This window comes from Nonomuraea sp. NPDC050540 (assembly GCF_044457485.1).
Lineage (GTDB): Bacteria > Actinomycetota > Actinomycetes > Streptosporangiales > Streptosporangiaceae > Nonomuraea.
Window position 1 is genome coordinate 1,224,771 of sequence record NZ_JBITHA010000001.1, and the last position, 26,798, is coordinate 1,251,568.

At 70.2% G+C, this 26,798-nt stretch carries 26 protein-coding genes; 13 read left to right on the plus strand and 13 right to left on the minus strand.

Features of this window, described 5'->3' with window-relative positions; all coding sequences use genetic code 11:
* Positions 1-7 precede the first annotated feature (7 nt).
* Positions 8-907: a carbohydrate ABC transporter permease gene (locus ACIBI5_RS05530; RefSeq protein WP_397243454.1), complete on the minus strand. Its 900-nt coding sequence runs from the start codon at positions 905-907 to the stop codon at positions 8-10.
* Complete coding sequence (locus tag ACIBI5_RS05535; RefSeq protein WP_397097121.1) at positions 904-1,875, minus strand: ABC transporter permease; 972 nt, start codon at positions 1,873-1,875, stop codon at positions 904-906. Before ACIBI5_RS05535 ends, ACIBI5_RS05530 begins: the two co-directional genes overlap by 4 nt.
* A gap of 136 nt (positions 1,876-2,011) precedes the next feature.
* Here ACIBI5_RS05535 and ACIBI5_RS05540 point away from each other — a divergent pair, with 136 nt between their 5' ends.
* Positions 2,012-4,762, plus strand: a complete 2,751-nt coding sequence (locus tag ACIBI5_RS05540) for a glycoside hydrolase domain-containing protein (protein ID WP_397243456.1) — start codon at positions 2,012-2,014, stop codon at positions 4,760-4,762.
* On the opposite strand, the gene glgC is transcribed toward ACIBI5_RS05540, so the two are convergent.
* Positions 4,731-5,966, minus strand: a complete 1,236-nt coding sequence (glgC, locus tag ACIBI5_RS05545; protein WP_379623734.1) for a glucose-1-phosphate adenylyltransferase — start codon at positions 5,964-5,966, stop codon at positions 4,731-4,733. The genes ACIBI5_RS05540 and glgC overlap by 32 nt on opposite strands.
* A 92-nt stretch (positions 5,967-6,058) precedes the next feature.
* Here glgC and glgA point away from each other — a divergent pair, with 92 nt between their 5' ends.
* Positions 6,059-7,234 carry a glycogen synthase gene (glgA, locus tag ACIBI5_RS05550; RefSeq protein ID WP_397243458.1) on the plus strand — a complete coding sequence of 392 codons (1,176 nt, stop codon included), beginning with the start codon at positions 6,059-6,061 and terminating at the stop codon, positions 7,232-7,234.
* Positions 7,235-7,241: 7 nt separating this feature from the next.
* Here glgA and ACIBI5_RS05555 read toward each other — a convergent pair whose 3' ends face one another.
* Positions 7,242-7,607: a PH domain-containing protein gene (locus ACIBI5_RS05555; RefSeq protein ID WP_397243460.1), complete on the minus strand. Its 366-nt coding sequence runs from the start codon at positions 7,605-7,607 to the stop codon at positions 7,242-7,244.
* A gap of 100 nt (positions 7,608-7,707) precedes the next feature.
* On the opposite strand from ACIBI5_RS05555, the gene ACIBI5_RS05560 reads away from it, so the two are divergent.
* The gene (locus tag ACIBI5_RS05560) at positions 7,708-9,186 is read left to right on the plus strand and encodes an Nramp family divalent metal transporter (protein ID WP_397243462.1); all 1,479 of its coding nucleotides are present in this window, start codon (positions 7,708-7,710) and stop codon (positions 9,184-9,186) included.
* 14 nt (positions 9,187-9,200) lie between these two features.
* A complete protein-coding gene (locus ACIBI5_RS05565; RefSeq protein WP_397243464.1) occupies positions 9,201-9,503 on the plus strand; it encodes a hypothetical protein in 303 nt (100 codons plus the stop codon).
* Here the strand turns inward: ACIBI5_RS05565 and ACIBI5_RS05570 are convergent.
* Entirely contained in the window at positions 9,496-9,900 is a 405-nt protein-coding gene (locus ACIBI5_RS05570) for a nitroreductase family deazaflavin-dependent oxidoreductase (protein ID WP_397243466.1), read from the minus strand. The genes ACIBI5_RS05565 and ACIBI5_RS05570 overlap by 8 nt on opposite strands.
* A gap of 144 nt (positions 9,901-10,044) precedes the next feature.
* Between ACIBI5_RS05570 and ACIBI5_RS05575 the strand changes: the two genes are divergently transcribed.
* The 6 genes from ACIBI5_RS05575 to ACIBI5_RS05600 are packed head-to-tail and all read left to right on the plus strand — an operon-like array spanning position 10,045 to position 17,334.
* Entirely contained in the window at positions 10,045-11,043 is a 999-nt protein-coding gene (locus ACIBI5_RS05575) for a LacI family DNA-binding transcriptional regulator (RefSeq protein ID WP_397243468.1), read from the plus strand.
* Positions 11,040-12,302: a sugar ABC transporter substrate-binding protein gene (locus ACIBI5_RS05580; RefSeq protein ID WP_397243470.1), complete on the plus strand. Its 1,263-nt coding sequence runs from the start codon at positions 11,040-11,042 to the stop codon at positions 12,300-12,302. Before ACIBI5_RS05575 ends, ACIBI5_RS05580 begins: the two co-directional genes overlap by 4 nt.
* 2 nt (positions 12,303-12,304) lie before the next feature.
* Positions 12,305-13,183, plus strand: a complete 879-nt coding sequence (locus tag ACIBI5_RS05585; protein WP_397243472.1) for a carbohydrate ABC transporter permease — start codon at positions 12,305-12,307, stop codon at positions 13,181-13,183.
* Positions 13,180-14,001: a carbohydrate ABC transporter permease gene (locus tag ACIBI5_RS05590; RefSeq protein ID WP_397243474.1), complete on the plus strand. Its 822-nt coding sequence runs from the start codon at positions 13,180-13,182 to the stop codon at positions 13,999-14,001. Before ACIBI5_RS05585 ends, ACIBI5_RS05590 begins: the two co-directional genes overlap by 4 nt.
* 12 nt (positions 14,002-14,013) lie before the next feature.
* The gene (locus ACIBI5_RS05595) at positions 14,014-15,525 is read left to right on the plus strand and encodes a glucoamylase family protein (protein ID WP_397243476.1); all 1,512 of its coding nucleotides are present in this window, start codon (positions 14,014-14,016) and stop codon (positions 15,523-15,525) included.
* Between the two features lie 18 nt (positions 15,526-15,543).
* Positions 15,544-17,334: a hypothetical protein gene (locus tag ACIBI5_RS05600; RefSeq protein WP_397243478.1), complete on the plus strand. Its 1,791-nt coding sequence runs from the start codon at positions 15,544-15,546 to the stop codon at positions 17,332-17,334.
* Here the strand turns inward: ACIBI5_RS05600 and gnd are convergent.
* Both gnd and ACIBI5_RS05610 read right to left on the minus strand, forming a co-directional pair.
* Positions 17,321-18,349 carry a phosphogluconate dehydrogenase (NAD(+)-dependent, decarboxylating) gene (gene gnd / locus ACIBI5_RS05605; protein WP_397243480.1) on the minus strand — a complete coding sequence of 343 codons (1,029 nt, stop codon included), beginning with the start codon at positions 18,347-18,349 and terminating at the stop codon, positions 17,321-17,323. The genes ACIBI5_RS05600 and gnd overlap by 14 nt on opposite strands.
* Positions 18,350-18,398: 49 nt before the next feature.
* Positions 18,399-19,010, minus strand: coding sequence for a TetR/AcrR family transcriptional regulator (locus ACIBI5_RS05610; RefSeq protein ID WP_397243482.1), 612 nt, complete (start codon positions 19,008-19,010; stop codon positions 18,399-18,401).
* A 42-nt stretch (positions 19,011-19,052) separates the two neighbouring features.
* Here ACIBI5_RS05610 and ACIBI5_RS05615 point away from each other — a divergent pair, with 42 nt between their 5' ends.
* Positions 19,053-19,460: a RidA family protein gene (locus ACIBI5_RS05615; RefSeq protein WP_397243484.1), complete on the plus strand. Its 408-nt coding sequence runs from the start codon at positions 19,053-19,055 to the stop codon at positions 19,458-19,460.
* Here ACIBI5_RS05615 and ACIBI5_RS05620 read toward each other — a convergent pair.
* Positions 19,457-20,413 (minus strand): SCO7460 family lipoprotein, encoded by a 957-nt coding sequence (locus ACIBI5_RS05620; RefSeq protein ID WP_397243486.1) that lies wholly within the window; start codon positions 20,411-20,413, stop codon positions 19,457-19,459. The genes ACIBI5_RS05615 and ACIBI5_RS05620 overlap by 4 nt on opposite strands.
* Before the next feature lie 101 nt (positions 20,414-20,514).
* Here ACIBI5_RS05620 and ACIBI5_RS05625 point away from each other — a divergent pair, with 101 nt between their 5' ends.
* Positions 20,515-21,111: a TetR/AcrR family transcriptional regulator gene (locus tag ACIBI5_RS05625; protein ID WP_397243488.1), complete on the plus strand. Its 597-nt coding sequence runs from the start codon at positions 20,515-20,517 to the stop codon at positions 21,109-21,111.
* A 360-nt stretch (positions 21,112-21,471) separates the two neighbouring features.
* Here ACIBI5_RS05625 and ACIBI5_RS05630 read toward each other — a convergent pair whose 3' ends face one another.
* The 4 genes from ACIBI5_RS05630 to ACIBI5_RS05645 are packed head-to-tail and all read right to left on the minus strand — an operon-like array spanning position 21,472 to position 23,930.
* On the minus strand, positions 21,472-21,912 hold the full coding sequence (locus ACIBI5_RS05630) for a hypothetical protein (protein ID WP_397243490.1): 441 nt from the start codon (positions 21,910-21,912) through the stop codon (positions 21,472-21,474).
* A gap of 52 nt (positions 21,913-21,964) precedes the next feature.
* A complete protein-coding gene (locus tag ACIBI5_RS05635) occupies positions 21,965-22,561 on the minus strand; it encodes a class I SAM-dependent methyltransferase (protein WP_397243492.1) in 597 nt (198 codons plus the stop codon).
* Positions 22,562-22,571: 10 nt separating this feature from the next.
* The gene (locus ACIBI5_RS05640) at positions 22,572-23,126 is read right to left on the minus strand and encodes a GNAT family N-acetyltransferase (protein WP_379633141.1); all 555 of its coding nucleotides are present in this window, start codon (positions 23,124-23,126) and stop codon (positions 22,572-22,574) included.
* Between the two features lie 42 nt (positions 23,127-23,168).
* Positions 23,169-23,930, minus strand: a complete 762-nt coding sequence (locus tag ACIBI5_RS05645) for a sirohydrochlorin chelatase (protein WP_397243494.1) — start codon at positions 23,928-23,930, stop codon at positions 23,169-23,171.
* A gap of 187 nt (positions 23,931-24,117) precedes the next feature.
* Here ACIBI5_RS05645 and ACIBI5_RS05650 point away from each other — a divergent pair, with 187 nt between their 5' ends.
* Positions 24,118-25,410 (plus strand): MFS transporter, encoded by a 1,293-nt coding sequence (locus tag ACIBI5_RS05650; protein WP_397243496.1) that lies wholly within the window; start codon positions 24,118-24,120, stop codon positions 25,408-25,410.
* A 55-nt stretch (positions 25,411-25,465) separates the two neighbouring features.
* Here the strand turns inward: ACIBI5_RS05650 and ACIBI5_RS05655 are convergent, their stop codons facing one another.
* Positions 25,466-26,758 (minus strand): MFS transporter, encoded by a 1,293-nt coding sequence (locus ACIBI5_RS05655; RefSeq protein ID WP_397243498.1) that lies wholly within the window; start codon positions 26,756-26,758, stop codon positions 25,466-25,468.
* Positions 26,759-26,798 lie beyond the last annotated feature (40 nt).

The window sequence follows — 26,798 nt, forward strand, 5'->3', positions numbered from 1 at the left end:
GCTCCTTTTAGCCCTTGATGGCGCCCGTGAGGACGCCCTTGACGAAGTACTTCTGGAGGAAGGGGTAGACGCAGACGATGGGGGCCACGGCGCAGACCAGGACCGCCATCTTGATCGCCTGACCCGGAGGCAGGTGGGCGATGCCGAGGTCACCGGCGTTCATCTCGCCGGCCTCGATGATGTAGGAGCGCAGGATCATCTGCAGCGGATACTTGTCCGACTGGACGTAGAGCATCGCGTTGAAGAAGGCGTTCCAGTAGCTGACGGCGTAGAAGAGGCCGACGACCGCCAGCACCGCCTTCGACAGCGGGAGGATCACCTTGCGCAGGATCGTCATGTCGGTGGCGCCGTCCATGCGGGCGGCGTCGAGCAGTTCGTCGGGCACGTTCATGAAGAACTGCCTGACCACGATCACGTTGAAGGCGTTGAGCAGTACCGGAAGGACCAGAGCGGCGTAGGTGTCGAGCATGCCGAGCTGCTTGACCATGAGGAAGCTCGGGATGATTCCCGGTGCGAAAAGGAACGTTCCCAGCATCATCAGCACGATCCAGCGGCTGCCGAGTGAGCCGGGGCGGCTGGTGCCGTAGGCGATCATGATGGTGGCGAGCATGCTCAGCGCGGTGCCGATCACCGTGACGCCGACCGTCACGAGCGCGGCTTTGGTCACCACGCCGCCCGACATCAGGACCTGGTAGGCCTCCAGCGTCGGCTCTGATGGGATGAGCACCCAGCCGCCGGCCGCGCGCAGTTCGTCGGCGCCGGCCAGGCTGGTGCCGACGGCGAGCACGAACGGGTAGAGGACGAGCACGCAGATGATCGTGAGTGCGATGCCCTTGGTGGCGCGGCCGAGGATCGTGGGCTTTTCCATCCACGGCGGCATCGGGGGCAGCGCGAACGGATTCCTCATCGGTTGTAGACCCCCTGCTCTCCGAGCCGGTGCGCGAGTTTGTTGGCCGCGAGCATCAGCGCGGCGCCGATGATGCCCTTCATCAGGCCGGCGGCGGTGCTGATCCCCCAGTTGCCGTCGATCACGCCGTTGTAGAAGACGTAGGTGTCGATCACCTCTGAGGCGTTGGCGCCGACGAATTTTCGTTGCAGCAGGATCTGCTCGAAGCCGACCGAGAGGATGTCACCCAGCCGCAGGATGAACAGCATGATCAGCACGGGCCTGATGCCGGGCAGCGTCACGTGCCACAACCTGCGCCACTTGCCGCCGCCGTCCACGGCCGCCGCCTCGTAGAGGTTCTGGTCCACGGCGACCAGGGCGGCCAGGAACATGATCGTGCCCCACCCGCAGTCCTTCCAGATGACCTGGCTGGTCATCAGCAGGGAGAACGTGTCGGGGTTGTTCATGATGTTCAAGATGCCGATGTCGTTCTGGCGCAGGAACATGTTGAGCGAACCCGCGCCGCCGAAGACCTGCTGGAACATGGCCACGACGATGACCCACGACATGAAGTGCGGCAGGTAGACCACGGTCTGCACGAGGCGCTTGAGCCGGTTGCCGAGCATGCCGTGCAGCAGGAGCGCCAGCGCCAGCGGCGCGGGGAAGTACAGGAACAGCTGGAGAAGGGTGATCTCCAGCGTGTTGCCGACCGCCTTCCAGAAGGCCTCGTCCGCGAGCATCGCGGTGAAGTTCTCGAACCCGACGAACGAGCTCCCGGTGAACCCCAGGAACGGCGCGTAGTCCTGGAACGCCACGACGTTGCCGAGCAGCGGGATGTAGAAGAACAACACGAAGTACAGCGCACCCGGCAAGGCGAGGAAGAACAGGGTCTTGTCCCTACGCCAGCGCCCGGCGCGCTTCCCGCTCGCCTCGCCCTCGGTACGGCGTTGCCCCTGTGGGGGGCGCACTGCCGACTCGACCGTCGTCACGTCTCACCTTCGTCCGGATTATTGGGGGATTGATCCGACATCGTGCGAGATGCCAACCGCCCTGGTCAATAGTGTTCGCAGTATTTATGAAAGAGACATCTTTAATCACCGTTGGGCACACGTTAGCCTGTCCGCCATGCTGCAACCCCACGAGGCCGTCTCCTTCTGGGCTCCCGCCGAGCTCGGCAACCACCGCGTGACCGTCCTGGTCGAGACGGAAAGCCCGCTGGTGACGGTGCCCGTGCCATGGATCCCGCCCCAGCGCCACCGGGGCTCCGGCCTCGTGCGAACGGCCGGCGGCGAGGAGGCCGGCCGCGCGCACGCCGTCCCCGGCGGCTACGCCTTCGCGCCCACCCATGGCAGGGGACGCTACGTTCTCTACTACACTGCGTACGAGAACGCGGCGACCCCGCAGTACCCTCAGCACGAGTACCTCCCGCCCGCCGGTGACCTGCCCGAAGGCCCCTCGGACACGTGCGTGGTGGAGTCCTACGAGGCCCGCACCGAGCACGACCGCTACACCGACATGGAGCGTCCCGCCCCCGCGCAGGAGGGCTTCCTCGCGTTCGGCGAGAGCCGCGAGCACCCCATCCGGATGCGCGCCCTGCCCGCCCGCTGGCTGGAGCGCGAGCCCGGCCCCGTCCGGCTGCGGGCCGACCGCGGCGACCACCTCGCCTTCCAGATCGGCGTGTACGGCTCCCGCCCCCTGCGCGACGTCCGCGTGGAATGCGACCTGCCGGGCTTCACCTGTCACACCCTCGGCGGCACCGACCACCTCGGCCGCGACTTCACCCGGCGCCTGGATGTGAGCGCGCACACAGTGCAAGCGCTCTGGTGCGGAGCGCTCATTTCCGAAAGCGAGTTCACTGTCCGGGTGTTCACGGAGGGTGAGCAGCCGCTGACGGTCGACTTCGTGGTGGAGCTCAGCGATCGGACCTCCGACGACCACGGCGACGGCGATCCGGCCAAGCTGTCACGGCTGCGCTGGCTCGACTCCCGGCGCTTCGCCGACGACACCGTGGTGCGCCCGTTCACACCGGTCACCGTGGACGGCGCGCGGCTCGGCGTGCTCGGCCGCACGGTCACGCTCGGCCCCGACGGGCTGCCCGCCGCCCTGACCTCGTACTTCACGCCCGAGGTGACGCTCGGGCAGGAGGCCGTGCAGGTGCTGTCGGGGCCGATCGGCTTCGAGGTGCCCGGCCACGCGTGGGCGAGCGACGGATGGCGGATCACCTCCCGCAGCGCCGCGGCCGTGACCTGGGTGTCGCGCTGGCGGGCCGGGGACCTGACGCTCGACCTCGACGGGCGGCTGGAGTTCGACGGGACGCTGGACTACCGGCTCGACCTGTCCGCGCGGGCCGATGCCGACCTGGACGACACCCGGCTGAGCGTGCCGCTGGCGGCGCTGCCGTACCAGATGGGGCTGGGGCGGCCCGGAGGGGCGCGCGCCGAGCTCGACTGGCGCTGGGACGTCAGCCGCAACCAGGACGCGCTATGGGTCGGCGCGGTCAACGCCGGCGTGCAGGTCAGGCTGAGCGACGAGCACTACACGCGCCCGCTCAACACGAACTTCTACCACCAGCGTCCGCTCGTGCTGCCCGGCTCGTGGCACAACGGCGGGCGCGGCGGCGTCCGCCTCGACGACGAGCGACTGCTCTGTTACGGCGGGCCGCGGCGCATGGCGGCAGGGGAAAGGCTCCGCTTCGACGTACGGCTGACGCTGACCCCGTTCAAGCCGATCGACACCGCCGCCCACTTCCGCGAACGCTACTTCCACGCCTACCGGCCCGCCCGCGAGGTCCTGGAGGCCGGGGCCACCGTGGTGAACACCCACCACGCCACCGAGGTCAACCCCTACATCAACTACCCGTTCCTGGCCGTCGACCGGCTCAAGGAGTACGTGGACGAACTGCACGCGGCGGGCCTGCGCGGCAAGGTCTACTACACGGTGCGCGAGCTGACCACACGGGCGCCCGAGCTGTGGGCGCTGCTCAGCCTGGGCGACGAGGTGCTCGCCGCCGGGCCGGGCGGCGGCGGCGCCTGGTCGCGCGAGCACGTCGGCGACGGGCGGCTGCCCGCCTGGTTCGCCACCGCCACCGACGACTCCTCGCTCATCACCAGCGGCCAGTCGCGCTGGCACAACTTCTACGTCGAGGGCCTGGACTGGCTGGTGCGCAACGTCGGCGTCGACGGCATCTACCTCGACGACCTCGGCTTCGACCGCGAGGTGATGAAACGCGTCAGGCGGGTGCTGGACCAGCGGCCCGCCCCGCTGATCGACCTGCACTCGGCCAACCAGTTCAACGCCAAGGACGGCTACGCCAGCAGCGCCAACCTCTACCTGGAGCACATGCCGTACGTGGACCGGCTGTGGTTCGGCGAGTACTTCGACTACAGCGCGCACCCCGACCAGTGGCTGGTCGAGACGTGTGGCATCCCGTTCGGCGTGATGGGCGACATGCTGCAGGACGGCGGGCACCCCTGGCGCGGCCTCGTCTACGGCATGACCAGCCGGGTCTACGGCGGCGGCGGCGACCCGCGGAGCATGTGGCGGCTCTTCGACGCCTGCGACCTGCCGTCCGCGGCGATGTACGGCTACTGGTCGCCCTCGGCGCCGGTCCGGGCCTCGTCGCAGGCCCGCGCGACCACCTACGTCGGGCCCGCCGGCTCCCTCGTCGCCATCGGCAGCTGGCACGACGGGCCGGCCGAGGTCAAGCTGGAGATCGACTGGGACGCTCTCGGCCTCGACCCGCGCACCGCCGTGGTGCGCTCGCCCGCCGTCGAGGGGCTGCAGGAGGCGGCGCTGTTCTCCGCCTACAAGCCGGTGCCCGTCGAGGGCGGACGGGTGCTGTGGATCAGCGGTCCACGATCTCGTTCTTCCCGATGATCACCACGCCGCCCCTGGTCACGGCGAAGCGCGTCCGGTCGTAGTCCAGGTCGAAGCCGATCCTGGCGCCGTCCGGGATCACCACGTTCTTGTCGACGATCGCCTTCCGCACGATCGCGCCCCGGCCGACCTTGACGTTGTCCATCAGCACCGAGTCCTCCACCAGCGAGTGCGAGTGGAGGACCACCTTCGGCGACAGGATCGAGCGGACCGCGGTGCCGCCGGAGACGATCACGCCGGGGGAGACCAGCGAGTCGATCGCCCGGCCCACCCGGTCGCCGTCGTTGTGCACGAACTTCGCCGGAGGCAGCGGGTCGTGGCCGGTGAAGATGGGCCAGCGGTCGTTGTACAGGTTGAAGACCGGGTGCGCGGCGATGAGGTCCATGTGGGCCTCGTAATAGGCGTCGAGCGTGCCGACGTCGCGCCAGTACCCCCGGTCGCGCTCGCTGGAGCCCGGCACCACGTTGTTGGCGAAGTCGTAGACATCGGCCACGCCCGACTTCACCAGCATCGGGATGATGTTGCCGCCCAGGTCGTGCTTGCTGGTCGGGTCGAGGGCGTCCTCGCGCACCGCGTCGATCATCGCCTGGGTCTTGAACACGTAGTTGCCCATCGAGGCGTAGACCTCGTCGGGCGAGTCGGCCAGGCCCACCGCGTCCTTCGGCTTCTCGCGGAAAGCCACGATCTTGCGTCCGGCCGGGTCGGTCTCGATGACCCCGAACTGGTCGGCCAGCGACAGCGGCTGCCGGATCGCGGCCACCGTGACGTCCGCGCCCGACGCCTCGTGCTGGGCGACCATCTGGCGCGGATCCATCCGGTAGATGTGGTCGGCGCCGAACACGATCACGTGCTCGGGCATCTCGTCGTAGATCAGGTTGAGGTTCTGGAACAGCGCGTCGGCCGAGCCCGAGAACCAGCGCGGGCCCAGCCGCTGCTGCGCCGGGACCGGCGTCACGTAGTTGCCCAGCATCGCCGACAGCCGCCACGTGCGCGACACGTGCCGGTCGAGGCTGTGGTTCTTGTACTGCGTGAGCACCACGATCTTCAGGTAGCCGCCGTTGGCCAGGTTGGACAGCACGAAGTCCACCAGCCGGTACATCCCGCCGAAGGGCACCGCCGGTTTCGCCCTGTCCGCCGTCAGCGGCATGAGCCGCTTGCCTTCTCCACCGGCCAGCACCACCGCGAGAACCCTGGGGGACGTCATGACCAGGAAGCTACCCCGAAATCCGGCAAGTACGAACAACCTCGCGGACCGAGCGCTGCGTCCTGCCGCCGACCTTGGTTAAGGTGGGCTCCGTGCGCGTCGATCTGCTCAGCCGGGAGTATCCGCCGGAGGTCTACGGCGGAGCCGGAGTCCACATGGAATACCTGGCCCGCGAGCTGCGCCGGCTGGCCGACGTGCGGGTGCGCTGCTTCGGCGCGGCCCGCCAGGAGCCCGGCGTGTCCGCCTACCGGGTGCCGGGCGGGCTGGAGACGGCCAACGCGGCGCTGCAGGTGCTGGGCGTCGACCTGGAGATGGCCGCCGCCTGCGAGGGGGCGTCCGTCGTGCACTCCCACACCTGGTACGCGAACTTCGCCGGCCACCTGGCCAAGATGCTCTACGGCCTGCCCCACGTCGTCACCACTCACAGCCTGGAGCCGTTGCGGCCGTGGAAGGCCGAGCAGCTCGGCGGCGGCTACACGGTCTCCTCCTGGGCCGAGCGCACCGCCCTGGCCTCGGCCGACGCGGTGATCGCGGTGTCGGAGGGCATGCGCGCCGACGTGCTCGCCGCCTATCCCGAGATCGGGCCCGACCGGGTGAGCGTGATCCACAACGGCATCGACACCGTCGAGTACGCGCCGGACCCGGGCCTCGACGTCCTGAAAAAGCACGGCATCGACCCCGCGCGGCCGTACGTGATCTTCGTGGGCCGGATCACCCGCCAGAAGGGGCTGGTCCACCTCCTGCGCGCGGCGCGGTCCTTCGCGCCGGGCGCGCAGATCGTGCTGTGCGCGGGCGCGCCCGACACACCCGAGATCGCCGCCGAGGTCACCGGCCTGGTCGAGGGCCTGGCCGGGGCCCGCGACGGCGTCGTCTGGATCTCCGAGATGCTGCCCAAGCCCGAGGTCATCCAGCTGCTCACGCACGCCCGGGTGTTCGTGTGCCCGTCGGTGTACGAGCCGATGGGCATCGTCAACCTGGAGGCCATGGCCTGCGAGACCGCCGTGGTGGCCACCGCCACCGGCGGCATCCCCGAGGTCGTGGCCGACGGCGAGACCGGCCTGCTCGTCCCCCTCTCCGGCGGCCCCGACGGCGAGCCCCACGACCCCGATCGCTTCGCCGCCGACCTCGCCGAGCGTGTCAACGCCGTCCTCGCCGACCCGGGCCGCGCGCGCGACCTGGGCCTGGCCGGCCGGGCCAGGGCCGTCGAGCACTTCTCCTGGGGACACATCGCCACCCGCACCCTGGATCTGTACTCGTCCCTGGTGTGAGCCGACGTCAGCGGGAGATGTGGTGGAGGATGACGTTGTGCACGTGGTGGGCCTTGTTGTCGCCGCGGAAGTCCACCTCGTAGGTGTGCGTCCCGACGTGGATGGCGATCGCCCCCGAGGAGAAGAAGCTGCCCGCGAACGACTTGTTGCTGACCACGCTCACCGCTGAGATCTTGCTGTACGGGATGCTCGTGATCGCGATCCGCTTGCCCACGAACGACTTGTCCTGGACGATCACCCGCCGGTCGGTCAGCCCGAGGAAGCCGGTGCCCGCCCCGATCGCGTCGTAGACGGCGATGATCTGCTCGCCGGGCATCAGGCCACTCTCGATCTGCTTGAACTGTTCTTTCCGGTCATAGGGGATGTCAGCCATGCCGGGCCAACGAACGACCCGGCGACCGCGGTTCCATACGGCCAAATGGGTCTTGTCCGCCTCGGGGTTCGGGATCACCCTGAAAACCAGGAGGCCTGCCATGACGCATCCCCTCGGAGTCAGCCGCCCCGATCTCACCGTCGCCGACCTGCCCACTCCGGAAGAGGTCTTCAAGGTCGCCCGTATCGGGCCGAAGGAGCTGGTCAAGTACGCGGTCGGCCCGAGCCTGATCGCCCTCGGCATCTCCATCGGCAGCGGCGAGTGGCTGCTCGGTCCCCTCAACGTCGGCCAGTACGGCTTCGTCGGCGTCGGCTGGGTCATCCTGGTCTCCGCGCTGCTGCAGACGTTCTACAACGTCGAGTGCTCCCGGTACGTGCTGGCCACCGGCGAGACCCCGGTCGTGGGGTGGGGCCGGGTGCCGCCGGGCTGGTTCCTGTGGGTGCCGCTGTCCGTGCTCGTGGTGATCTTCGCGTTCATCGCGGGCGGCTGGGCCGCCTCCGCCGGTCAGGGCGTCTACGCCCTCGTCCACGGCACGATCGCCCCGGCCGGCGCCGAGGAACCGCGGTTGTGGGCCATCGCCCTGCTCGTCCTGGTCTTCGTCATCGCCGCCTCGGCCCGCCGCATCAGCCGCGCCCTCGAACTGGCCAACTGGGTGATGGTCGGCGCGATCCTGCTCGGCCTGCTGGCGATCGACCTGTTCGTGGTGCCGTTCTCGCTGTGGTGGGAGGGCATCCGCGGCTTCTTCACCCCGGCCGCGCCGCCCGCCGGCATCACCGCCACGCAACTCGGCGCGCTGGCCGGGTTCACCGCGCTGGCCTCGGGCCTCAACTGGTACGTGATGGGCCACTACCGCGACAAGGGCTACGGCATGGGCTTTCGCGCAGGCTTCATCTCCGGCCTGCGCGGCGGCCGCAAGGAGATCCTGGCCAGCGGCGTCACCTTCCCCGACGACGACCGCAACCGCGGCCTGTGGCGCCGCTGGTACCGGCTGCTGCTGACGGACATGTGGGGCGTCTTCTTCGTCGGCGCCATGCTGGGCATGCTGCTGCCCACGATCCTGATGGCCCAGGCCGTGGCCCTGTCGGGGGAGAAGCCCACCCGGGCCAACGTCCCGACGTTCGTGGCCGCCGCGCTCGGCGACGAGTACGGCCGCGCGCTCTTCTACGTCGCGCTCGTGCTCGGCGTGCTGATCCTCTTCTCGACGCAACTCGGCATCTTCGAGGCGATGGTCCGCGTGACCACCGACGCCGCCCACGCCACCAGCCCGCGCCTGCGCGCGCTGATCGAGGGCGACCCACGGCGCTTCTACTACCCGTTCATGATCGTGCTGCTCGTGATCATCTCGATCGTCATCCATCTGGCGCTGCCGGTCGGCCTCGTGGAGTGGTCGGCCAACCTGTCCAACCTGGGCGCGCTCATCTACCCGTTCATGCTCATCTACCTCAACAGCAGGCTGCCGCGCCCGGCCCGCCCGCGCCCGTGGCACTACGTGATCCTTGTCCTGAACTTCCTGTTCTTCGGCTTCTTCTTCGTCAATTTCGTCGCCGACACCTTCGGAGCGCCGCTGGTCACGTTCTAGGCCACGATGGCGGGATGCGACCTTCTGACGACGTGCTGGCCGCCTTCGGGCTCGCGGGACCCGCCCGCCCGACCGACGGCGGCCGGGGAGAGGGCTTCCGCGCCGGCGACGCGGAGGCGGTGATCGTCGCCGACGGCCTCCTCTACCACGGGGCCGATCCCGCGCTGGTCGAGCAGGTGGACGGCGGGGCCCGCATGGTGGCTCGGGCGCTCGTCTTCCGGCTGGCCACCTCGGTGCTCCTGACCGGGGCCGTCCCGCGCGAGGAGGTGGAGCGGTTCGCGCGGGCCACCGGCGTGGTGGAGGCGGCCGTCAGGTGACGGGTTCGAGCACGACCACCGGGATCGGGCGGTCGGTCTTTTGCTGGTAGTTGTCGTAGTCGGGCCAGACCCTGGTCATGGCGCCCCACATCCCGGGCTTCTCCTCGTCGGTGGCGGTCCTGGCCCGCGCCTTGAAGAGCCGGTCCTTGACCTGCACCTCGGCCTCCGGGTCCGCCAGCAGGTTGGCGTACCAGTCGGGATGGTCCGTGGCGCCGCCGTTGGAGGCGACCACCGTGTAGGCGTCGCCGTACCTCTGGTAGATGAGCGGGGTGGTGTAGGGGCGGCCCGACCTGCGGCCGCGGGTGGTCAGGAGCAGGACCGTGGTGCCGTTCCAGTCGTGGCCCTCGGCCCCGCCGGTCTGCTGGTATCTCTCGACGTGTTCCTTGCCGTACAGCATGTGATCGCACCTACCCGCGGCGGCGTGACCTCACCGTTACTCGCCGGGGTCTGTACGAGAAGTTGACGCGGCTGGCACACTCCTTTCCTGTAAGCGCTTACACGAGGTTGTGTGTAACCGCTTACACAGCGAGGGAGACAGACGATGGACGTGACGATCTACGAGGTGGCCCAGCGGGCAGGGGTGTCGATCGCGACGGTGTCGCGAACGCTGCGCGGCACCGGTCCCGTGGCGTCGAAGACGCGCGAGAAGGTGCTCAAGGCCGTGGAAGAGCTCAACTTCACGCCCAGCAGGCTCGGCGTCAGCCTGGCCGAGGGCCGCCACGCCGCCAACGGGATCGTCTTCCCCAATCTGTCCGGCCCCTACTACACCGAGGTCCTGCTCGGCTATGAGGAGGTCGCCTCCGAACTCGGCCGCTCCGTGCTCATCCTGTCCACGACCGGGCGTACGCGGGTGCGGGACCTGGTCAAGGATCTGGCCGGGCGCGTGGACGGGCTGCTGATCTTCGGCCACACCGCGCCGGACGACGTCATCGCCGAGCTGATCCAGGTGGGGATGCCGCTGGTGTTCGTCTCGCGCGAGCCGCTGGCCGGAGCCGACACCCTGCGCGCGGAGAACACCGCCTCGGCCCGGCTGCTGGCCGAGCACCTGGCCCTGCACGGCTACGAGCGCTTCGCCTTCCTCGGCGCGCCGCTGGTCACCGGCGACGACGTGGACGAGCGCTGGCAGGGCGTGCGTTCGGTGCTCGGCGCCGCCATCGAGGCGGTGCCCACCGGCCACTACACCGTGGACGACGGCCACCAGGCGGCACTGCGCCTGCTCAGGTCCGGCGACCGGCCGCGGGCCATCATCTGCTCCGACGACGAGGTGGCGCTCGGCGCGCTGCTCGCCGCCGAGGAACTGGGCCTCGCCGTACCGGATGACGTGGCCGTCACCGGCTGGGACGACATCATGGCCGCCCGCCACGCCCGCCCGGCGCTGACCACCATCAGGCAGCCGATGCGCGAGCTCGGCGCCCGCGCGGCCCGCGCGCTCGACGAGCTGATCACCGCGGCCCGCTCCACCCCGAACCACCTCACTCTGACCACCGAGCTGGTGATCCGTTCCAGCTGCGGTCATCACCCCCAGGAGGAACCCCGATGAACACCACCACCAGGCGCTCGGCCGCCGGCCTGCTGGCGCTGGCGATCCTGGCCGCGGGATGCGGGCGCGAGGCGAACAAGGCGCCGGAACAGGCCAAGGACGTCGCCGCCGGCAAGGTCGCGGGCGAGGTCACGGTCTGGGCCATCGGTGAGGAGGGCAAGGCGCTGGGCGCGTTCGCGAAGGACTTCGAGTCCGCCAACCCCGGCGTGAAGGTCAACGTGACCCCGATGGGCTGGGACGTCGCCCACGACAAGATCACCTCGGCGATCGCCGGATCCGCCACCCCCGACGTGAGCATGATCGGCTCGACCTGGGCGGGCGAGCTGTCCAAGACCGGCGCGCTGGAGCCCACGCCCGGCAACCTCATCGACAAGGCCGCGTTCTTCCCCGGCGCCTGGCAGACGGTCGACGTCAACGGCACCGCGTACGGCGTGCCGTGGTACGTCGAGACCCGCGTCCTCTACTACCGCAAGGACCAGGCCGAGAAGGCCGGCGTCGAGCCGCCGAAGACGTGGGCGGAGTGGAAGACGTTCATCAAGGCGCTCCAGGACAAGGGCGGCGCCAAGAAGGGCTTCAACCAGGGCTACACCGAGGGCTCCTGGCAGGAGATGGTCCCGCTCATCTGGCAGGCCGGCGGGGAGATCGTCAAGGACGGCAAGTACACCTTCGACACGCCTGAGGCGATCACGGGGCTGAAGCAGTACGCCTCGTTGTTCCAGGAGAAGCTGGCGCCCAACGACACCCCGAAGGGCGGCTTCCCGCAGAACTTCATCAAGGGCGAGGTCGGCGGCTTCGTCTCCGGGCCCTGGATGGCCGGGGTGCTCAACAACGACGGGGGAGCGGGGTTCAAGGACAAGTTCGACGTCGTGCCGTACCCGAAGGGGCCGGTCAGCGGCACCAGCTTCGTCGGCGGATCCGACCTGGTGGTGTTCAAGAAGGCGCGGAACCGGGACGCGGCGTGGAAGTTCGTCCAGTGGCTGAGCGAACCCAAGGTGCAGGCCAAGTGGTACACGACGGTGAAGGCGCTGCCGGCCGTACAGTCGGCCTGGCAGGAGCCCGAGCTGACCGCGGACCCGCAGCTGAAGATCTTCGGCGAGCAGCTGAAGGACGCCAAGACGCCGCCGCCCTACCCGACCTGGGAGCAGCTGGCCAAGGTCATGGAGGGTGAGCTGGAGAAGCTCGCGCTCGGCAAGTCCACGCCCGAGCAGGCGGCCAAGGCCATCCAGGCGCAGGCCGACGCGATCGGCACCGGCCTGTAGTCATGATCCACGCTCGGAGGACCGGGCTCGGCTGGGTGTTCGTGCTGCCGTTCCTGCTCATGTTCGTCGTGTTCTACCTCGGGCCGCTGCTGGCCGGCCTCGGGATGAGCTTCACCGACTTCCGCAGCACCGACGTGGCCGACGTGCTCGGCGTCGACCCCGTCGGTGTGCGGAACTACATCCGCCTGGCCCAGGACGAGGCCATGGTCAAGGCGGCGGTCAACACGCTCGTGTTCGTCGTGGTCTGCCTGCCGCTGACGATCGGGCTGGGCCTGGCCGCGGCGGTCGCGCTCAACTCGGGGATCGGACGGCTGCCGGCCGCCTTCTTCCGGCTCGGCTACTACCTGCCGCACATCACCAGCATCATCGGCATCGCGGTCGCCTGGAAGTTTCTGCTGGAGCCCGAGGCCGGACTGGTCAACCGGCTGCTGGAACTGGTCGGCGTCCAGGGGCCGGCCTGGCTGCAGGACCAGCGTACGGCGCTGCCGTCCATCATCGTGATGACGGCCTGGCGCGGGTTCGGCTTCGACATGGTCGTCTTCCTGGCCGCGCTCCAGGGCATCCCGCGCGAGCTGTACGAGGCGGCGGAGGTCGACGGGGCCGGGCGGTGGCAGCGGTTCTGGTCGGTCACGGTGCCGCAGCTGCGGCCGGTGATCCTGTTCTGCACCATCTACAGCACCGTCGGCTTCCTGCAGTTCATGGAGGAGCCGCTGGTCATGACCGGCGGCGGGCCGCTCAACTCGACGCTGTCGGTGTCGCTCGCCATCTGGAAGCAGTTCGGAGTCGGCAACTACGGCTACGCCGGCGCCGCGGCCACCGTGCTGTTCACGGTGATCATCGCGCTCGCGGTGCTGCAGCTCAGGATCGGGAGGTCGCGGTGAAGCGCACCCGCGGGCAGCACGTGGTCACCTACATCGGGCTCGCCACCGGCCTGCTCCTGGTGATCGGGCCGTTCCTCTGGGCCGGGCTGAGCTCGTTCAAGCCCGAGCCGGAGATCAGGCGCGACCCGCCGACGTTCCTGCCCGAGACCTGGACGCTGGGCAACTACGCCGAACTCCTCGAACGCGTGCACATCGGGCAGGCGTTCTTGAACTCCATGATCGTGGCGCTGGCCATCGTGGCGGGCAACCTGCTGTTCGGCTCCATGGTCGGGTACGGCTTCGCCAAAACGAACTTCCGCGGCAAGAACGTCGTCTTCGCCCTGGTCCTGGCCCAGATGGCGGTCCCGGCGATCGTGCTCATGATGCCGCAGTTCGTCCTGATCGCGAAGCTCGGCATGGTCAACACCTTCCTCGGCATCATCCTGCCGGGACTGGTCAACCCGCTGGGCGTCTTCCTGATGCGCCAGTTCATCGCCGACCTGCCCGACGAGCTGATCCACGCCGCGCGCGTGGACGGCGCGGGCGAGTTCCGGATCTTCTTCAGGATCGTCCTGCCCCTGTGCAAGCCGGCGATGGCCACGCTCGGCCTGATCACCTTCCTCGGCGCCTGGAACAACTTCCTGTGGCCCGCGGTGGTCGCGCAGTCCGAGGACCTCTACACCCTCCCGGTCGCGCTCAACATCCTCAACTTCGCCGAAGGCACCCACTACAACCTGCTGGTCGCCGGATCGGTGATCGTCATCGCGCCGATCCTCATCCTCTTCGTCTTCCTGCAGCGCTTCTTCATCCAGGGAATCGCCACCTCCGGCATCAAGTAAGGAGCACCCGGAATGCTGCTCAACACCCTCATGGCGGGCCTGCTGGCCGCCACCCCCACGCACGTGACGAACCCCGACTTAACCCTCTACAAGTACGCCAAGGACACGTGGCGCTCCATGAACGCCATGGTCGAGCCCGCCACCGGCCTGCCCGCCGACAAGGTCACCGGCGACCTGCGCACCCGGGCCAAGGTCACCTCGCCCACCAACATCGCCACCTACGTCTGGAGCACGCTCACCGCCCGCGACCTCGGCCTCATCGGCTCCGGCGACGCCTCCAGACGCGTGGCCAGGGTCCTGGACGCGCTGGAGAAGCTGGAGCGCAACACCCCCACCGGCCAGTTCTACAACTGGTACGACCCGGCCACGCTCAAGCTCGTGCGCGTCTGGCCCGACAGCGGCAACCCCATCCAGCTCTTCGCCTCCAGCGTCGACAACGGCTGGCTGGCCACCGCGCTCATGATGATCCCCAAGGCCATGCCGCAGCACGCCGGCAAGGCCGGCCGCCTGGCCCGCTCCATGAACTTCGCCTCCTACTACGACCCCGCCGCCCGCCCCGACGCCGGCACCGGCCTGCTGCGCGGCGGCTTCTCACCGGAGAAGCCGGAAGGCTGCTCGGTCGAGAGCGACTACGCCGGCACCGGCACCGTCGTCTACTCCACCTGCCACCACTACGGCGCGCCCGCCGAGACCCGCATCGCCACCTACGTCGGCATCGCCCTCGGCCAGGTCCCGCGCGAGCACTACTTCGGCATCTACCGCACCTTCCCCGACAACGCCTGCGACTGGGCCTGGCAGGACCAGAAACCGGTCGGCTCCTGGAAGGAGCACCTGGGCGTCAAGGTCTGGGAAGGCACGTACGGCTACCGCGGCATGCGCTACGTCCCCAACTGGGGCGGCTCGATGTTCGAAGAGCTGATGCCCGACCTGGTGGTGCCCGAGTCGAAGTGGGCGCCGCGCAGCTGGGGCCGCAACCACCCGGTGTTCGTCCAGGCCCAGATCGAGCACGGCCTGCGCGAGGCCAGGTACGGCTACTGGGGCTTCTCGCCCTCCAACGACCCGCACGGCGGCTACCGCGAGTACGGCGTGGACCCGCTCGGCATGGACGCCGCCGGCTACACCACCGACAGGGAACGCACCGCGACCGACCCCGGCTACGAGGGCTGCCGCCCCGCCCAGCCGGAACCGGCCGCCTACGGTGACGGGATCGTCACGCCGCATGCCGGCTTCCTGGCTCTGCCGTACGCGAAGAAGGCGGCCATGGAGAACCTGGCCGGGCTGAAGAAGAACTTCGACGCCTATGGGCCCGGCGGCTTCTACGACGCCGTCGCGGTCAGGTCGGGCGTGGTGTCGAAGTGGTACCTGGCGCTGGACCAGGGGATGGTCATGGCCGCCCTGGGCAACGTGCTCGCTCGCGACAACATGCGCCGCTACTTCGGCACGCCCGCCGTCGAGGCGAAGCTCCGTCCGGTGATGGGGCTCGAAGAATGGGACGTCGAGGGCGTCCCGCCTGTCTCCCAGTAGAAGAGGAAACCAATCTCGATGAGTACGGCCGATGCCGCACGCCGTGACTGGCAGGAACGTGTCTACCAGGCCTCGGGGGAGGTCACACCCGTCGGCGAGATCCGGCTGCCGGCCCCTGAGGGGCTGCGGGCGGATCCCGGCGCCGGGCACGTGACGCTGACCTGGGAGCCGGTACCGGGCGCCATCGGGTACCTGGTGCACCGGGACGGAGAGTCGGTCAAACAGCCCGACGTCGACGTGCCCGCCGTCCCGGAGTGCCGCTATGTCGACACCGGACAGGGTCCCGCCGCCTACACGGTGGCGGCGATCGCCGCCATGGAGGTGACCGGCGCCTTCTCGGCTCCGGTGCGGGCGGCGCCGGAGCAGGGCCCGGCCGCCGTCACGGTCGTGGTCGAGGCCGGCCGCGTCACCCGCGCGCTGCCGCGCCCCTGGACCGCCATGATCGGCTCCGAGCACCTGTCCCACATGCTGTCCGGGGACACCACCGGCGGCCGTCCCATCGGGGCCGAGCTGACGGCGGCGCTGCGGACGATGCGGGAGGAGTTCGGCATGGAGAGCGTCCGGGCCCATGCCATCCTCTGCGACGACCTGGGGGTGTACAAGGAGGTCGACGGCACGGCGGTCTACGACTTCACGCGGGTCGACCGGGTCTACGACACGATCATGGAGTTCGGGCTGCGGCCGGTCGTGGAGCTCGGCTACATGCCGCGCGACCTGGCCACCGATCCGTCCAGGACGGTCTTCGGCTACGAGGCGATCATCTCACCGCCCAAGGACTTCGAGGCGTGGAGCGACCTGGTCAGGGCCCTGGTGGAGCACCTGGCCGAGCGCTACGGCATCCAGGAGCTCATCGATCGCTGGTCGTTCGAGGTCTGGAACGAGGCCAACCTGGCCGTGTTCTGGTCCGGCACGCCGGAGGAGTACTTCCTGCTCTACGACGTGACGGCGGCGGCGGTGAAGAACGTCCACCCGGACCTGCGCGTCGGCGGCCCCTCCTCGGCCGCCAACGGCTGGGTCGAGGAGCTGCTCGCGCACGTGGCCGAGTCCGGCGCCGCGCTCGACTTCGTCTCCACGCACACCTACGGCAACGCCCCTCTCGACTGGCGGCCCGCCCTGGCCAGGCACGGCCGGGAGGGCGTGCCGATCTGGTGGACTGAGTGGGGCCCCACGCCGACGCACTTCCACGGCATCGGCGACGGCCCGTTCGGCGCGACGTTCCTGCTGCACGGCATGAAGGCGGTCGCGGGCCGGATCGAGGCGCTGTCGCACTGGGTGGCCTCCGACCACTTCGAGGAGCTCGGCCGTCCGCCGCGCCTGTTCCACGGCGGCTTCGGCCTGCTGACCGTCGGCAACCTGCGCAAGCCCCGCTACCACGCGCTCACCCTGGCCCACCGGCTGGGCGAGGAGGAGCTGGCCGCGCGCGCCGAGGGCGACGCCGGTGGCGTGGAGGTGTGGGCGGCCCGCCACGGCGACGGCCGGATCGGCGTCCTGATCTGGAACGGCACGCTCAACCAGGCCCAGGCCGACGGCGCCGCCGAGCTGGCCCGCACGGTCACGCTGTCGATCCCGGGACTGGCGGGCGAGCACGTGGTGACCCATCAGCGCATCGACGAGCGCCACTCCAACATCAGGGCGGTGTGGCAGGCGATGGGCGGCGGCGACTGGCCCGCCGGCGGCCAGTGGGAGGAACTGGCCTCGGCGAACACCCTGGACGAGCTGACCCCGCCCGCCCGGGTGTCCGGCGCGCTGACGCTGGAGTTCGACCTGCCCATGCCCGGGGTGTCCTTCGTGGAGCTCACCCCGGCCTGACCTCGTCCTTCTCGTCGTGACCGCCGAACCCCTTGCGCTGGGCGGACTGCACCTTCCCGGCGAACAGCGCCGCCCCCTGCGAGGCGAAGCGGCTGTAGAGCGCGGCGGTCAGGACGGGGGAGGGCACGCCCTCCTCGATGGCGGCGATGCTCGTCCAGCGCCCCTCTCCCGAGTCCGACACCCGGCCGGCGAACCGCTCCAGGTCCGGGTCGGCGTGCAGCGCGGCGGCGGTCAGGTCGAGCAGCCACGAGCCGATCACGCTGCCGCGCCGCCACACCTCGGCCACCTCGGCCAGGTCGATCCCGTCGTACTGGTAGTACTGCGGTTCGCGCAGCGGCGCCGTCTCGGCGTCCGCCTCACGCACGTGCCGGCCCGCCCCCGCGCCGCCGAGCACGCTCAGCCCCTCGGCGTAGGCGGCCATGATGGCGTACTCGATGCCGTTGTGGACCATCTTCACGAAGTGTCCCGCTCCGGGCGGCCCGCAGTGCAGCCAGCCCAGCTCGGCCGGCGACGGCTCACCCGTCCGTCCGGGGGTACGGCCCGCCGCGTCCGCCCCCGGCGCCAGCGCGACGAGGACCGGCTCGACCAGCTTCACCGCCTCGTCGTCGCCGCCGACCATCAGGCAGTAGCCGCGATCCAGGCCCCAGACGCCGCCGCTGGTGCCCACGTCCACGTAGTGGATGCCCCGCGCCCCGGCCGCCCGCGCGCGGTCCACGTCGTCGCGGTAGTAGGAGTTGCCGCCGTCGATGACCACGTCGCCCGGCTCCAGCAGGCCGAACAACGTCTGCGCCGCCTGACCGGTGACGGCGGCGGGCAGCATCAGCCAGACGACTCTGGGGGCCGGCAGCGCGCGTACCAGATCCTCGATCGAGGCGGTCCCCTGGGCGCCCTCGGCGGCCAGGGCCTGGACGGCGGCGGGGGCGTGGTCGAACACCACGCACTCGTGGCCGGCGCGCATGATCCGGCGCGTCATGTTCGCGCCCATCCGGCCCAGGCCCACCATTGCGATCTTCATGCCCGTCACCCTCCCCGCGGGCGGGTAATGGCATGTCCGTGTATGTCCCTTAAGGTGATTGACCCCAGCCCGCCGCGACGGAGCGGTGGCAGCGGTCCCGCTCGTCACCCGCGCTGACGAACAGCGCGGTCAGCAGGGGTACGGCGTGCCCCAGCGCCTCCGGCGGCAACGGCCCGGTGGCGACCAGTGAGGTCAGCCCGTGGCCGATGACCCAGCAGCGCGTGGCCAGCTCCAGCGGGTCGGTGCCGGGGCGGAAGCGGCCCTCCTCCGTGGCCCGCCCGGCCGCGCTGACGAGCATGTGGAGGGAGGCGTCCGCCGCGGCGGCGTCCTCCAGCTCGAAGCCGGCGTCGAACATGACCCGGTAGAGATCGGGGTCGCCGAGCGCGGCGGCGGTGTAGGCGGCGCCGAGCGCGGCCAGGTCGCGGACCGGGTCGTCGGTCAGCACGACCGCCGAGAGCCGGGCGGCCAGCCGGGTGAACCCCTCCTGCCGCGTCGCCGACCACAGGCCGTCCATGCCGCCGAAATGGGTGTAGACGGCCATGGTGGAGACGCCGGTGCCCTCGACGAGGGAGCGGAGTGTGACCGGCTGCCGGGTCCGCAGCATGTGCGCCGCCCGGTCGATCAGGAGTGAGCGAACCGCCGGGTCCTTCATCCTTGGCATGCCGTCTAGCATACATAGCATAGCTATGTTATGTTACGGGACATGGCCGTTACCTTGCACAACCCCGACGGGCTGCCCAAGCCCGACGTCTACCGTCAGCTCTCCGTCGCGACCGGCTCGCGGCTCGTCTTCCTCGCCGGGCAGGTCGCCCGCGACGCCGACGGCTCGAAGGTGGGGGAGGGCGACCTCGCCGCCCAGGTCGAGCAGTCCTACCTCAACATCGCCACCGCGCTCGCCGGCGTCGGCGGCAGCTTCGACGACGTCGCCAAGCTCACCGTCTACGTCGTGGACTGGACGCCCGACAAGATGCCGCTGCTGGGCGAGGGCGTCGCGCGGGCCGCGGCCAAGCTGGGCGTCGACCCGGTCAAGCCGATCACGCTGCTGGGCGTGGCGGCGCTCGGCGAGCCCGACCTGCTGGTCGAGGTCGAGGCCACCGCCGTGCTCCCCTAGGTGCCGGCGGGCAGGCGAAGGACGCCGCCCTGGTCCCTGACGTCCTCCAGCACGCGCATGTCACCGACCGGGTTGCCCTGCGGATCCACCGTCATCGCCAAGGCCTCGTCGCCCTGGCACTTGGCCTGCCGGGTGTCGCAGAACAGCACGTACCCCATGAGCCGGTCCACGCGGCCCGGCCGCAGGCGCCACAGCCCGACCACGCCGCCGACCATCGCGCCGGGACGGTTGGCGGCCAGCCACTCGGTCGCGCCCGCCCGTGCCCGCTTCTCGAACTCCTGCCGCTGGTCGAAGGGCCGTACGATCCGCGCGGACGGCTCGTTGGCCGGCGAGTAGGAGGCGACCAGATAGGGCTCTCTGGACAGCGCCGCGAGCACCTTCGTCTCGGTCATCCGCAGAAACGTCGGCAGCCCCTCCCCGCCACGGGGGCGTTTGGCGGCGACGGCGGGAGTGGCGAAGTTCACCGCGAGCGCCCTGTCCGTGGCCAGGCACCCGCGTACCGTGCCGAGGAACGACGCGATGGTCGCGTTCGTGGGGGCCGCCTCGATCCAGACCTCCGACAGCGGCGTGTCGGCGGCGATGATGGGGTGCCCGCACCTCTGGAACCCCGCCGCCAGCCGCCGCCAGTTCTCCCCGAGGTCCTTGCCCTTCTGCACCGCCGCCGCGAGCTGGCTCTCGCACGGCTTGCGGTCGCAGGTGCCCTTCTTCGCGTCGATCCTCAGGCGTACGACGGTGTCGGGGTCGCCGGTCAGCGCGAACGTGATCTCCGACCCGTTGGTCTCGGGGAACAGGTTGCGCGCCCCGATCACCTTCAGCTGCCCCGGGTAGAGCTTGCCCGCCAGTTCCTCGGCACGGCTCCGGTCGTCGCCGGTGCCCAGCGAGCACCCGCCGGCCAGCACGGCCATCCCCAGCAGGCCGGCCACCCACCGCCGCCGCCGTCTAGAACGCTCCATGACAGATCACCTTAATCCCCCCGGGGCGACCTGGGACAGAGGTCCAAGGCCTTGTCTGCCTACTACGATCGTCCTAGTACGGGTGCCGCTACCATGGCCGCATGCCGCCGACCAACCCCGGCCGTCGCAGGGCCCTGACCGACGCCGCCATCGAACTCCTCGCCGGGTCCGGGGCGCACGGGCTGACCCACCGCGCGGTCGAGCAGGCCGCCGGGCTGCCCCAGGGCACCGCCTCGAACTACTTCCGCACCAGAGAGGCGTTGCTGCTGGCCGTGGCGGAGCGCGTCAGCGAGCTGCACCTGGCCGACATGGCCGAGGCCACCCGGCTGGCCGAGGTCTCCGCCGACGGCATCGGGCAGACCGTCGACCTGCTGGCGGAGTCGCTGTTCGGGGCGGCGACCGTGCTCCGTACCCGCTATCTTGCGATCTTCGAACTCCAGCTGGAGGCCGTCCGCCGCCCGGCCATGGCCCCGGCTCTGGCCGGTATGCGGGCCACCGCCCTGCGCCTGACCGCCGGCCACCACGCCGACCTCGCCCTGCCCATCCCACGGGACAGGGTCGCGACCCTGATCACGCTGTACGCGGGCGCGCTGTTCACCCTGGTCACGGCTCCGCCCGAGTCGATCACCAGGGAAGGCGTCCACGAGGTCGCCCAAGCCATCGTCCAGGGCTCCCTGCCCGGCACACCGGCCACATAGCCCTGCGCGGGGTGGTCCGTCGAGAGGCGGCGGCCTGCGGGGCGGTCTGCGGACGCGGCCCAGGTGGTCACAAAGCGCCCCAACCTGCCCGAACGTGCTGCGGGTGACGGTGGCCCGTACGGCGGCACGCCCGCCCGCACGCGGCGTGTGCGGCGTCCGGGTGAAGCCCTCGTCCCGGAGGCGTCGCGGGGTGGTGGGGGCACACAAGGTGGGCTGGCCGCCTGTCCCGGGTGTCGTGTGCGTGGTGCCCGGAGACGCGCGTCCGGGGCGAGGGCGCGCAAGGCGGTCGGCCCGCTCGGCCCGGGCGCCGGGCGCGGTGTCCGGAGGAGGGGTTGGGCGGTCGTGGAAGGGGCGCCTGGGTTAGAGGTAGGCGCGGGTGGCGGTGATGAGGTCGGGGGTGGCGTCGCGGGTGTCGACGTAGAGGGCGGTGCCGGGGGTGCGTTCGCGGATGTCGCGCTCCCTGATGGCGAAGACGGCCGGGGCGGCGGCGCCGTTGCCGTAGCGGGAGGCGATGGCCGACGTGGCGGCTCGCCGTACGTCGGCGACGACCTGGCGGGTTTCGTGCCCGGTGCCCGAGGCGGCCGCGTACCCGAGCATCGCCGCGAAGCGGAGTTCGGTTTCCGAGGCGGGCCGCTGCTGGGGCAGGACGGGGCGGTCCAGCCAGAAGACCTTCCCGGCGAGGAAGGCGTCGTAGGGCAGCTCACGCGCCGTCTCCGTCAGGAGCGCGCCGAACTCGGCCAGGTCGGCGTCCGGCGGCAGGTCCGTCGTGACGAGCAGCGGCACGATCAGCGAATCGAGCATGGCAGGCACCCTTTCGTGAGGTCGCTCATCGTAGGGGGCGGCACTGACATTCTCACGCCGGGCGGGGCGGTGTTGGCAGCGGTTTGGTCCAGGTGAGGGAGTACCGCCACAGCAGGTGCCGTCGCCACCGTGCCCCGGGCAGCAGGGTCAGGGCTTCGCGGCGGACGGCGGACCAGGTCATCGTGGGCGCGGCGACGGGAGTCTTCTGCTCGGCGCCGCCGTGGACGCGGGAGACGATCTGGTGCTTGACCACGCTCATCCCGTCGATCACCCAGTCGAGGAGCGTGGCGTTGGTGGCGATGCCGATGACGACGAGCCGGCCGCCGGGGCGCAGCAGGCGCGCCATCCCGGTCAGGGCGGGTTCGAAGTCCATGTGGTGGAGGGTGGTGACCGTGGTGACGAAGTCGTAGGACGACTCGGGCAGGTCACTGGCCAGGAAGTCGGCCTGGAGGTAGTCGGGGCGGCCGCCGGTGGCGCGGGCCTCGGCGATCATCTCGGGGGAGACGTCCACCCCGGTGACGTGCCGGGACAGGGCGGACAGTTTGCGGGCCAGCAACCCGTCTCCGCAGCCCACGTCCAGCGCTCGTGCGCAGTCCGCGGGGACGTTCGCCAGGACGAAGGGGTGGAAGGCGATGTTGTGGTTCCACATCGGCGTCACTCTAGACGTAGAGGGAGTTCCATTCGTCCACAATGGCCGAGTGGACGACGGAGTCGCGCCAGCCGTCGGGCGCGAGCACGTGGTGCCGGATCCGGCCCTCTTCGATCATCCCCGCCGTGAGCATCGCCAGCTGGGCCGGGATGTTGGCCGGTGCGCGCGCGCCCCAGATCCGGTGCAGGCCCAGCGACCGGAAGCCGAAACCTAACAGGAGCCTGATCAGGTCGGTCCCGATCCCGCGCCCCCACTGGTCGGGCCGCAGGCCGAGACCGATCTCCGCGCTGTGCGGGTGGTCGGCCTCGACGTGCAGGCGGGCGACGCCGATCACGCCGTGATGGTCGGGATCGGTGACGGCCAGGAGGTAGAGGCGCCGGGGTTCGGTCGCTGCCGCGGCCATCGCTTCCTCGACGATCCCGGCGACCTCGTCGAGGGAACGTGGATTGAACGGCAGATGCTCGGTGGCCGCGCGGTTGCCGTAGATGGCGTGCAGGGCGTCGATGTCGGCAGGCGTGACGTCCCGCAGCCCGAGACGCTCGCCGACGACGTTGACGCAGTGCATGCGCTGACGTTAACGCCTATATAGTGATCTTTACAAGTGTTGTCAAGTCGCTAGTTGACTACCGTAAGCTCGGGCGACAAGTTCGGCGATCGCGCCGTGCGCTCCCAGGAGGTCGGCGTGGCCGGCGCCGATCTCTGTGGCGGCCTGTTCGACCAGGCCGGAGGGCGCGTCGATGGCGCACGGGGCGATGGCGAGGCGTTCTGCGCCGGCCGCCCGCAGGCGTTGTGCGGCCACGGCCACGCCGGGCTCGCTGTCGAGTGAGGCGGCCACCACCGGCATCGTCAGGCGGGAGGCCAGCAGCACGGCGGTGGGCTGGGCGGCCGCGACGGCCCGCTCGCCGCCGAGCGTGCCGAGGATGACGGCGTCGACGGGGCTGCCGACGTTCAGCAGGCGCACGCGGTCGGCTCTGGCCAGGCCGCGCTCGGCGAGGCGGATGTGCAGGGCCTCGGCCAGCAGCGGGTGCGGGCCGAGCGCCTCGGTGACGGCGGCCTCGGCGCCGCTGGCGGCCACGGCTTTCCCGATCTCGCCGAGGACGGTGGGATCGTCCCAGGTCAACAGGGGTACGACGACGCTTGCCCGGCTGCCGGTCAAGGCCTGGGAGAGCTCGGTGACGGCGGTGAGGCGTACCTCGATCTGCGGGTTGTCGACTCTCACCACGGCCGCGATGTCGGCGGCGGGTCCGTCGGTGCCGCCGGGACAGGCGAGCACGAGCACGGGGGCGTCCGGGGGTAGCGACGCGGGGACCGGACGACGGTGCCGGCCGCCACCGGGCCGGGGGGAACGTTCACGTACAGGCAGGCTCACAGGCGCGCATTTTATGCGTATTCGCCGATCCATGTAACGAAACCGGGCTGCGATTCGATCACGAGGCGAATGTGATCGAGATCACATCGTGACGTTCGCGAATGTTGACGGATGGTGACGAATGAGAGCAGGGTGAAGCAACTAGAAACGCGTTCTAGAGCGACAGTTCAACCCCGGAGGACTTGGGATGAAGCCGTTCTATGTCCGCGAACTGCACGTGTATCCGGTGGGCGGCAACCGCATCCGCCTGCTGGCCATCGCCGTGCTCGCCTCGCTGGTCGCCAACTTCGAGACCACGATCGCCACCATCCTTCCCCTGCTGCGCCAGGACCTCGGCATGACGCTGGAGGTCTACGGCCTCATCGCGGCCGCCTCGGTGCTCGTAGGCGGCCTGTCGGCCGGGTTCGGCGGCATCCTGTCGGACCGGTGGGGGCGCGTCACGATCCTCGTGCCCACCCTGACCGTCACCGCCGCCTGCAACTTCCTGCTGGCGACCGTCGAGACGACCACGGGACTGTTCGTGGTCAGGTGCCTGATGCTCTTCATCGAGGGCGCGGGGATCACCATCACCGCCTCGCTCGTGCGCGACTTCTCGCCGCGGCTGGGGCGGGCGCAGGCGTTCGGGTTCTGGACGTGGGGACCGGTCGGCGCCGCCTTCCTGGCCTCGCTGATCGCCAGCGTGACCCTGCCGATGTTCGGCAACGCCTGGCAGTCGCAGGCGATCATCATGGGCGTCGTCTCGCTGGTGCTGTGCGCGGTGATCATCTGGCAGATCGCCGAGCCGTCGGCCGCCCTGCGCGCCCAGGTCATGCGGGCCGAGTCGGCGGTCCGCGTCGAGGAGAAGATCGATCCCGGCCGGGTACGCGAGCTGTTCCGCCATCCGCACCTGTGGGCGCACGTGCTGGGCAACACCGCCTGGCAGGTGCTGTACTGGACCTTCGCGATCTTCGGCCCGACCATCCTCAACGAGGCCTTCGGGATGGAGACCGCCGCCGCCAACGGCGTCGTGGCCATCGGCATCCTCCTCAACGCGCTGGCCGTGATCGTCGTCGGCCGCTTCTCCGACCGGCTGCAGACGCGTAAGCCGTTCACCGCGGTGGGGACGGTCCTGACGATCGCCGCGCTCGGCTACTACGTCAGCCTGATCGGCTCCGCCGTCTCCGCCACCCAGATCACCGTCGTCTACGCGCTGATGTTCCTGTTCATGGGCGTCGCGTACGTGCCCTGGATGGCCAACTTCTCCGAGGACGCGGAAGATGTGGAGTCGCGGCTGCAGGGCGCGGCGCTGGGCATCTGGGGCATGGTCGTCCGGGTCATGATCGTGGTACTGCTGATCGTCTCGCCGCAGGTCGTGGCCGGGGGCGGCTGGCGGGCGTGGTTGCTGGTCGGCCTGGCCGGCCAGGTGATCTTCCTGGTGTCGATGGCCGCCTTCAAGGGCGGCTGGCGGCCCGCGCGACACGGCGCGAAGACCGCGGCCTGACCCTGAATGCCGGGCGGCGTTGGCAGCCGCCGCCCGGCGCCCCTTCCGCGGTGGCTCAGGCCCGCTGGGCGACCCGTTCGTCCTGGTCCTGGGCGGACGGCGCGATGGCCAGGCCGATCGCGGTGATCGCCAGCGCGACGACCACGTAGATCGACACGGCCAGCGTCGACTTGTAGGTGTCGAAGAGCTTCAGCGCGATGATCGGGGCCAGGGCGCCGCCGACGATCCCGGCCACCTGGTAGCCCATGGAGGCGCCGCTGTAGCGCAGCCGTGTGCTGAAGAGTTCGGCGATGAAGGCGGCCTGCGGGCCGTACATGGCGGCGTGGGTGATCAGGGCGACGACGGCGGCGAGCGCGATCAGCGGGAACGACCGGGTCTCCAGCAGCGGGAAGAAGGCGAAGACCCAGACGGCGGCGGCCACGACGCCGGCCAGGTACACGGTACGGCGGCCGACGCGGTCCGACAGGGCGCCGAACGCCGGGATGAGGAACAACTGCAGCGCCGAGCCGATCAGCACCGCGTTGAGGCCGACCGAGCGGTCCATGCCCAGCGTGGTGGTGATGTAGACGAGGATGTAGGCGGTGAAGGTGTAGAAGGCCACGTCCACGCCGATGCGGGCGGCGAAGGCGGACAGCAGCGCCCGCGGGTGCGTGCGGATGACCTCCAGGAGCGGCATCTTGGCCTTCGCGCCCTTGGTGTCGATCTCGGCGAACTGCGGGGATTCGGAGATGCGGCGCCGTACCCAGAAGCCGACCAGCACCAGGACTCCCGACAGCAGGAACGGCACCCGCCACCCCCACGACAGGAACGCCTCGTTGGTCAGCGTCAGGGACAGGACGGTCAGCAGGGCGGTGGCCAGGACGTAACCGGCGGGCACGCCCACCTGCGGCCAGCTGGCGTTGAAGCCGCGGCGGCGCTGGTCGCCGTGTTCCATGGTCATGATGACGGCGCCGCCCCACTCGCCGCCCAGGCCGAGGCCCTGGATGAAGCGGAGGGTGACCAGCAGGACCGGGGCCAGGATGCCGACGCTGTCGAAGCTGGGCAGCGCCCCGATGAGGAACGTGGCGACGCCCATCATGAGAAGGGTGACGACGAGGACGGTCTTGCGTCCCACGCGGTCGCCGAAGTGGCCGAACACGACGCCGCCGAGCGGCCGGGCGACGAACGCGACGGCGTTGGAGGCCAGCGCGGCGAGCGTGGCGTTGAACGGGTCGAGCGTCGGGAAGAACAGCTTGCCGAAGACCAGCGTGGCCGCCGTCGTGTAGAGGAAGAAGTCGTACCACTCCAGCGACGTGCCGACCAGGCTGGCGAGGATCACCCGCCGCGTCTGTTGGGGGGAGCCAGACATCGCATCGCCTTTCGTAGGTGTATCTCTCAACGTAAAGATC

Excerpts from the sequence above, each read along its gene's own strand:
- ACIBI5_RS05635 (WP_397243492.1), bottom strand. The coding sequence starts at position 22,561 with ATGTGGAACCACAACATCGCCTTCCACCCCTTCGTCCTGGCGAACGTC.
- ACIBI5_RS05630 (WP_397243490.1), bottom strand. The coding sequence starts at position 21,912 with ATGCTCGATTCGCTGATCGTGCCGCTGCTCGTCACGACGGACCTGCCG.
- ACIBI5_RS05640 (WP_379633141.1), bottom strand. The coding sequence starts at position 23,126 with ATGCACTGCGTCAACGTCGTCGGCGAGCGTCTCGGGCTGCGGGACGTC.
- ACIBI5_RS05585 (WP_397243472.1), top strand. The coding sequence starts at position 12,305 with ATGATCCACGCTCGGAGGACCGGGCTCGGCTGGGTGTTCGTGCTGCCG.
- ACIBI5_RS05570 (WP_397243466.1), bottom strand. The coding sequence starts at position 9,900 with ATGCTGTACGGCAAGGAACACGTCGAGAGATACCAGCAGACCGGCGGG.
- ACIBI5_RS05595 (WP_397243476.1), top strand. The coding sequence starts at position 14,014 with ATGCTGCTCAACACCCTCATGGCGGGCCTGCTGGCCGCCACCCCCACG.
- glgC (WP_379623734.1), bottom strand. The coding sequence starts at position 5,966 with ATGACGTCCCCCAGGGTTCTCGCGGTGGTGCTGGCCGGTGGAGAAGGC.
- ACIBI5_RS05555 (WP_397243460.1), bottom strand. The coding sequence starts at position 7,607 with ATGGCTGACATCCCCTATGACCGGAAAGAACAGTTCAAGCAGATCGAG.
- ACIBI5_RS05600 (WP_397243478.1), top strand. The coding sequence starts at position 15,544 with ATGAGTACGGCCGATGCCGCACGCCGTGACTGGCAGGAACGTGTCTAC.
- ACIBI5_RS05560 (WP_397243462.1), top strand. The coding sequence starts at position 7,708 with ATGACGCATCCCCTCGGAGTCAGCCGCCCCGATCTCACCGTCGCCGAC.
- ACIBI5_RS05610 (WP_397243482.1), bottom strand. The coding sequence starts at position 19,010 with ATGCCAAGGATGAAGGACCCGGCGGTTCGCTCACTCCTGATCGACCGG.
- ACIBI5_RS05655 (WP_397243498.1), bottom strand. The coding sequence starts at position 26,758 with ATGTCTGGCTCCCCCCAACAGACGCGGCGGGTGATCCTCGCCAGCCTG.
- ACIBI5_RS05575 (WP_397243468.1), top strand. The coding sequence starts at position 10,045 with ATGGACGTGACGATCTACGAGGTGGCCCAGCGGGCAGGGGTGTCGATC.
- ACIBI5_RS05540 (WP_397243456.1), top strand. The coding sequence starts at position 2,012 with ATGCTGCAACCCCACGAGGCCGTCTCCTTCTGGGCTCCCGCCGAGCTC.
- ACIBI5_RS05650 (WP_397243496.1), top strand. The coding sequence starts at position 24,118 with ATGAAGCCGTTCTATGTCCGCGAACTGCACGTGTATCCGGTGGGCGGC.
- ACIBI5_RS05615 (WP_397243484.1), top strand. The coding sequence starts at position 19,053 with ATGGCCGTTACCTTGCACAACCCCGACGGGCTGCCCAAGCCCGACGTC.
- ACIBI5_RS05530 (WP_397243454.1), bottom strand. The coding sequence starts at position 907 with ATGAGGAATCCGTTCGCGCTGCCCCCGATGCCGCCGTGGATGGAAAAG.
- ACIBI5_RS05580 (WP_397243470.1), top strand. The coding sequence starts at position 11,040 with ATGAACACCACCACCAGGCGCTCGGCCGCCGGCCTGCTGGCGCTGGCG.
- ACIBI5_RS05620 (WP_397243486.1), bottom strand. The coding sequence starts at position 20,413 with ATGGAGCGTTCTAGACGGCGGCGGCGGTGGGTGGCCGGCCTGCTGGGG.
- ACIBI5_RS05565 (WP_397243464.1), top strand. The coding sequence starts at position 9,201 with ATGCGACCTTCTGACGACGTGCTGGCCGCCTTCGGGCTCGCGGGACCC.
- gnd (WP_397243480.1), bottom strand. The coding sequence starts at position 18,349 with ATGAAGATCGCAATGGTGGGCCTGGGCCGGATGGGCGCGAACATGACG.
- ACIBI5_RS05625 (WP_397243488.1), top strand. The coding sequence starts at position 20,515 with ATGCCGCCGACCAACCCCGGCCGTCGCAGGGCCCTGACCGACGCCGCC.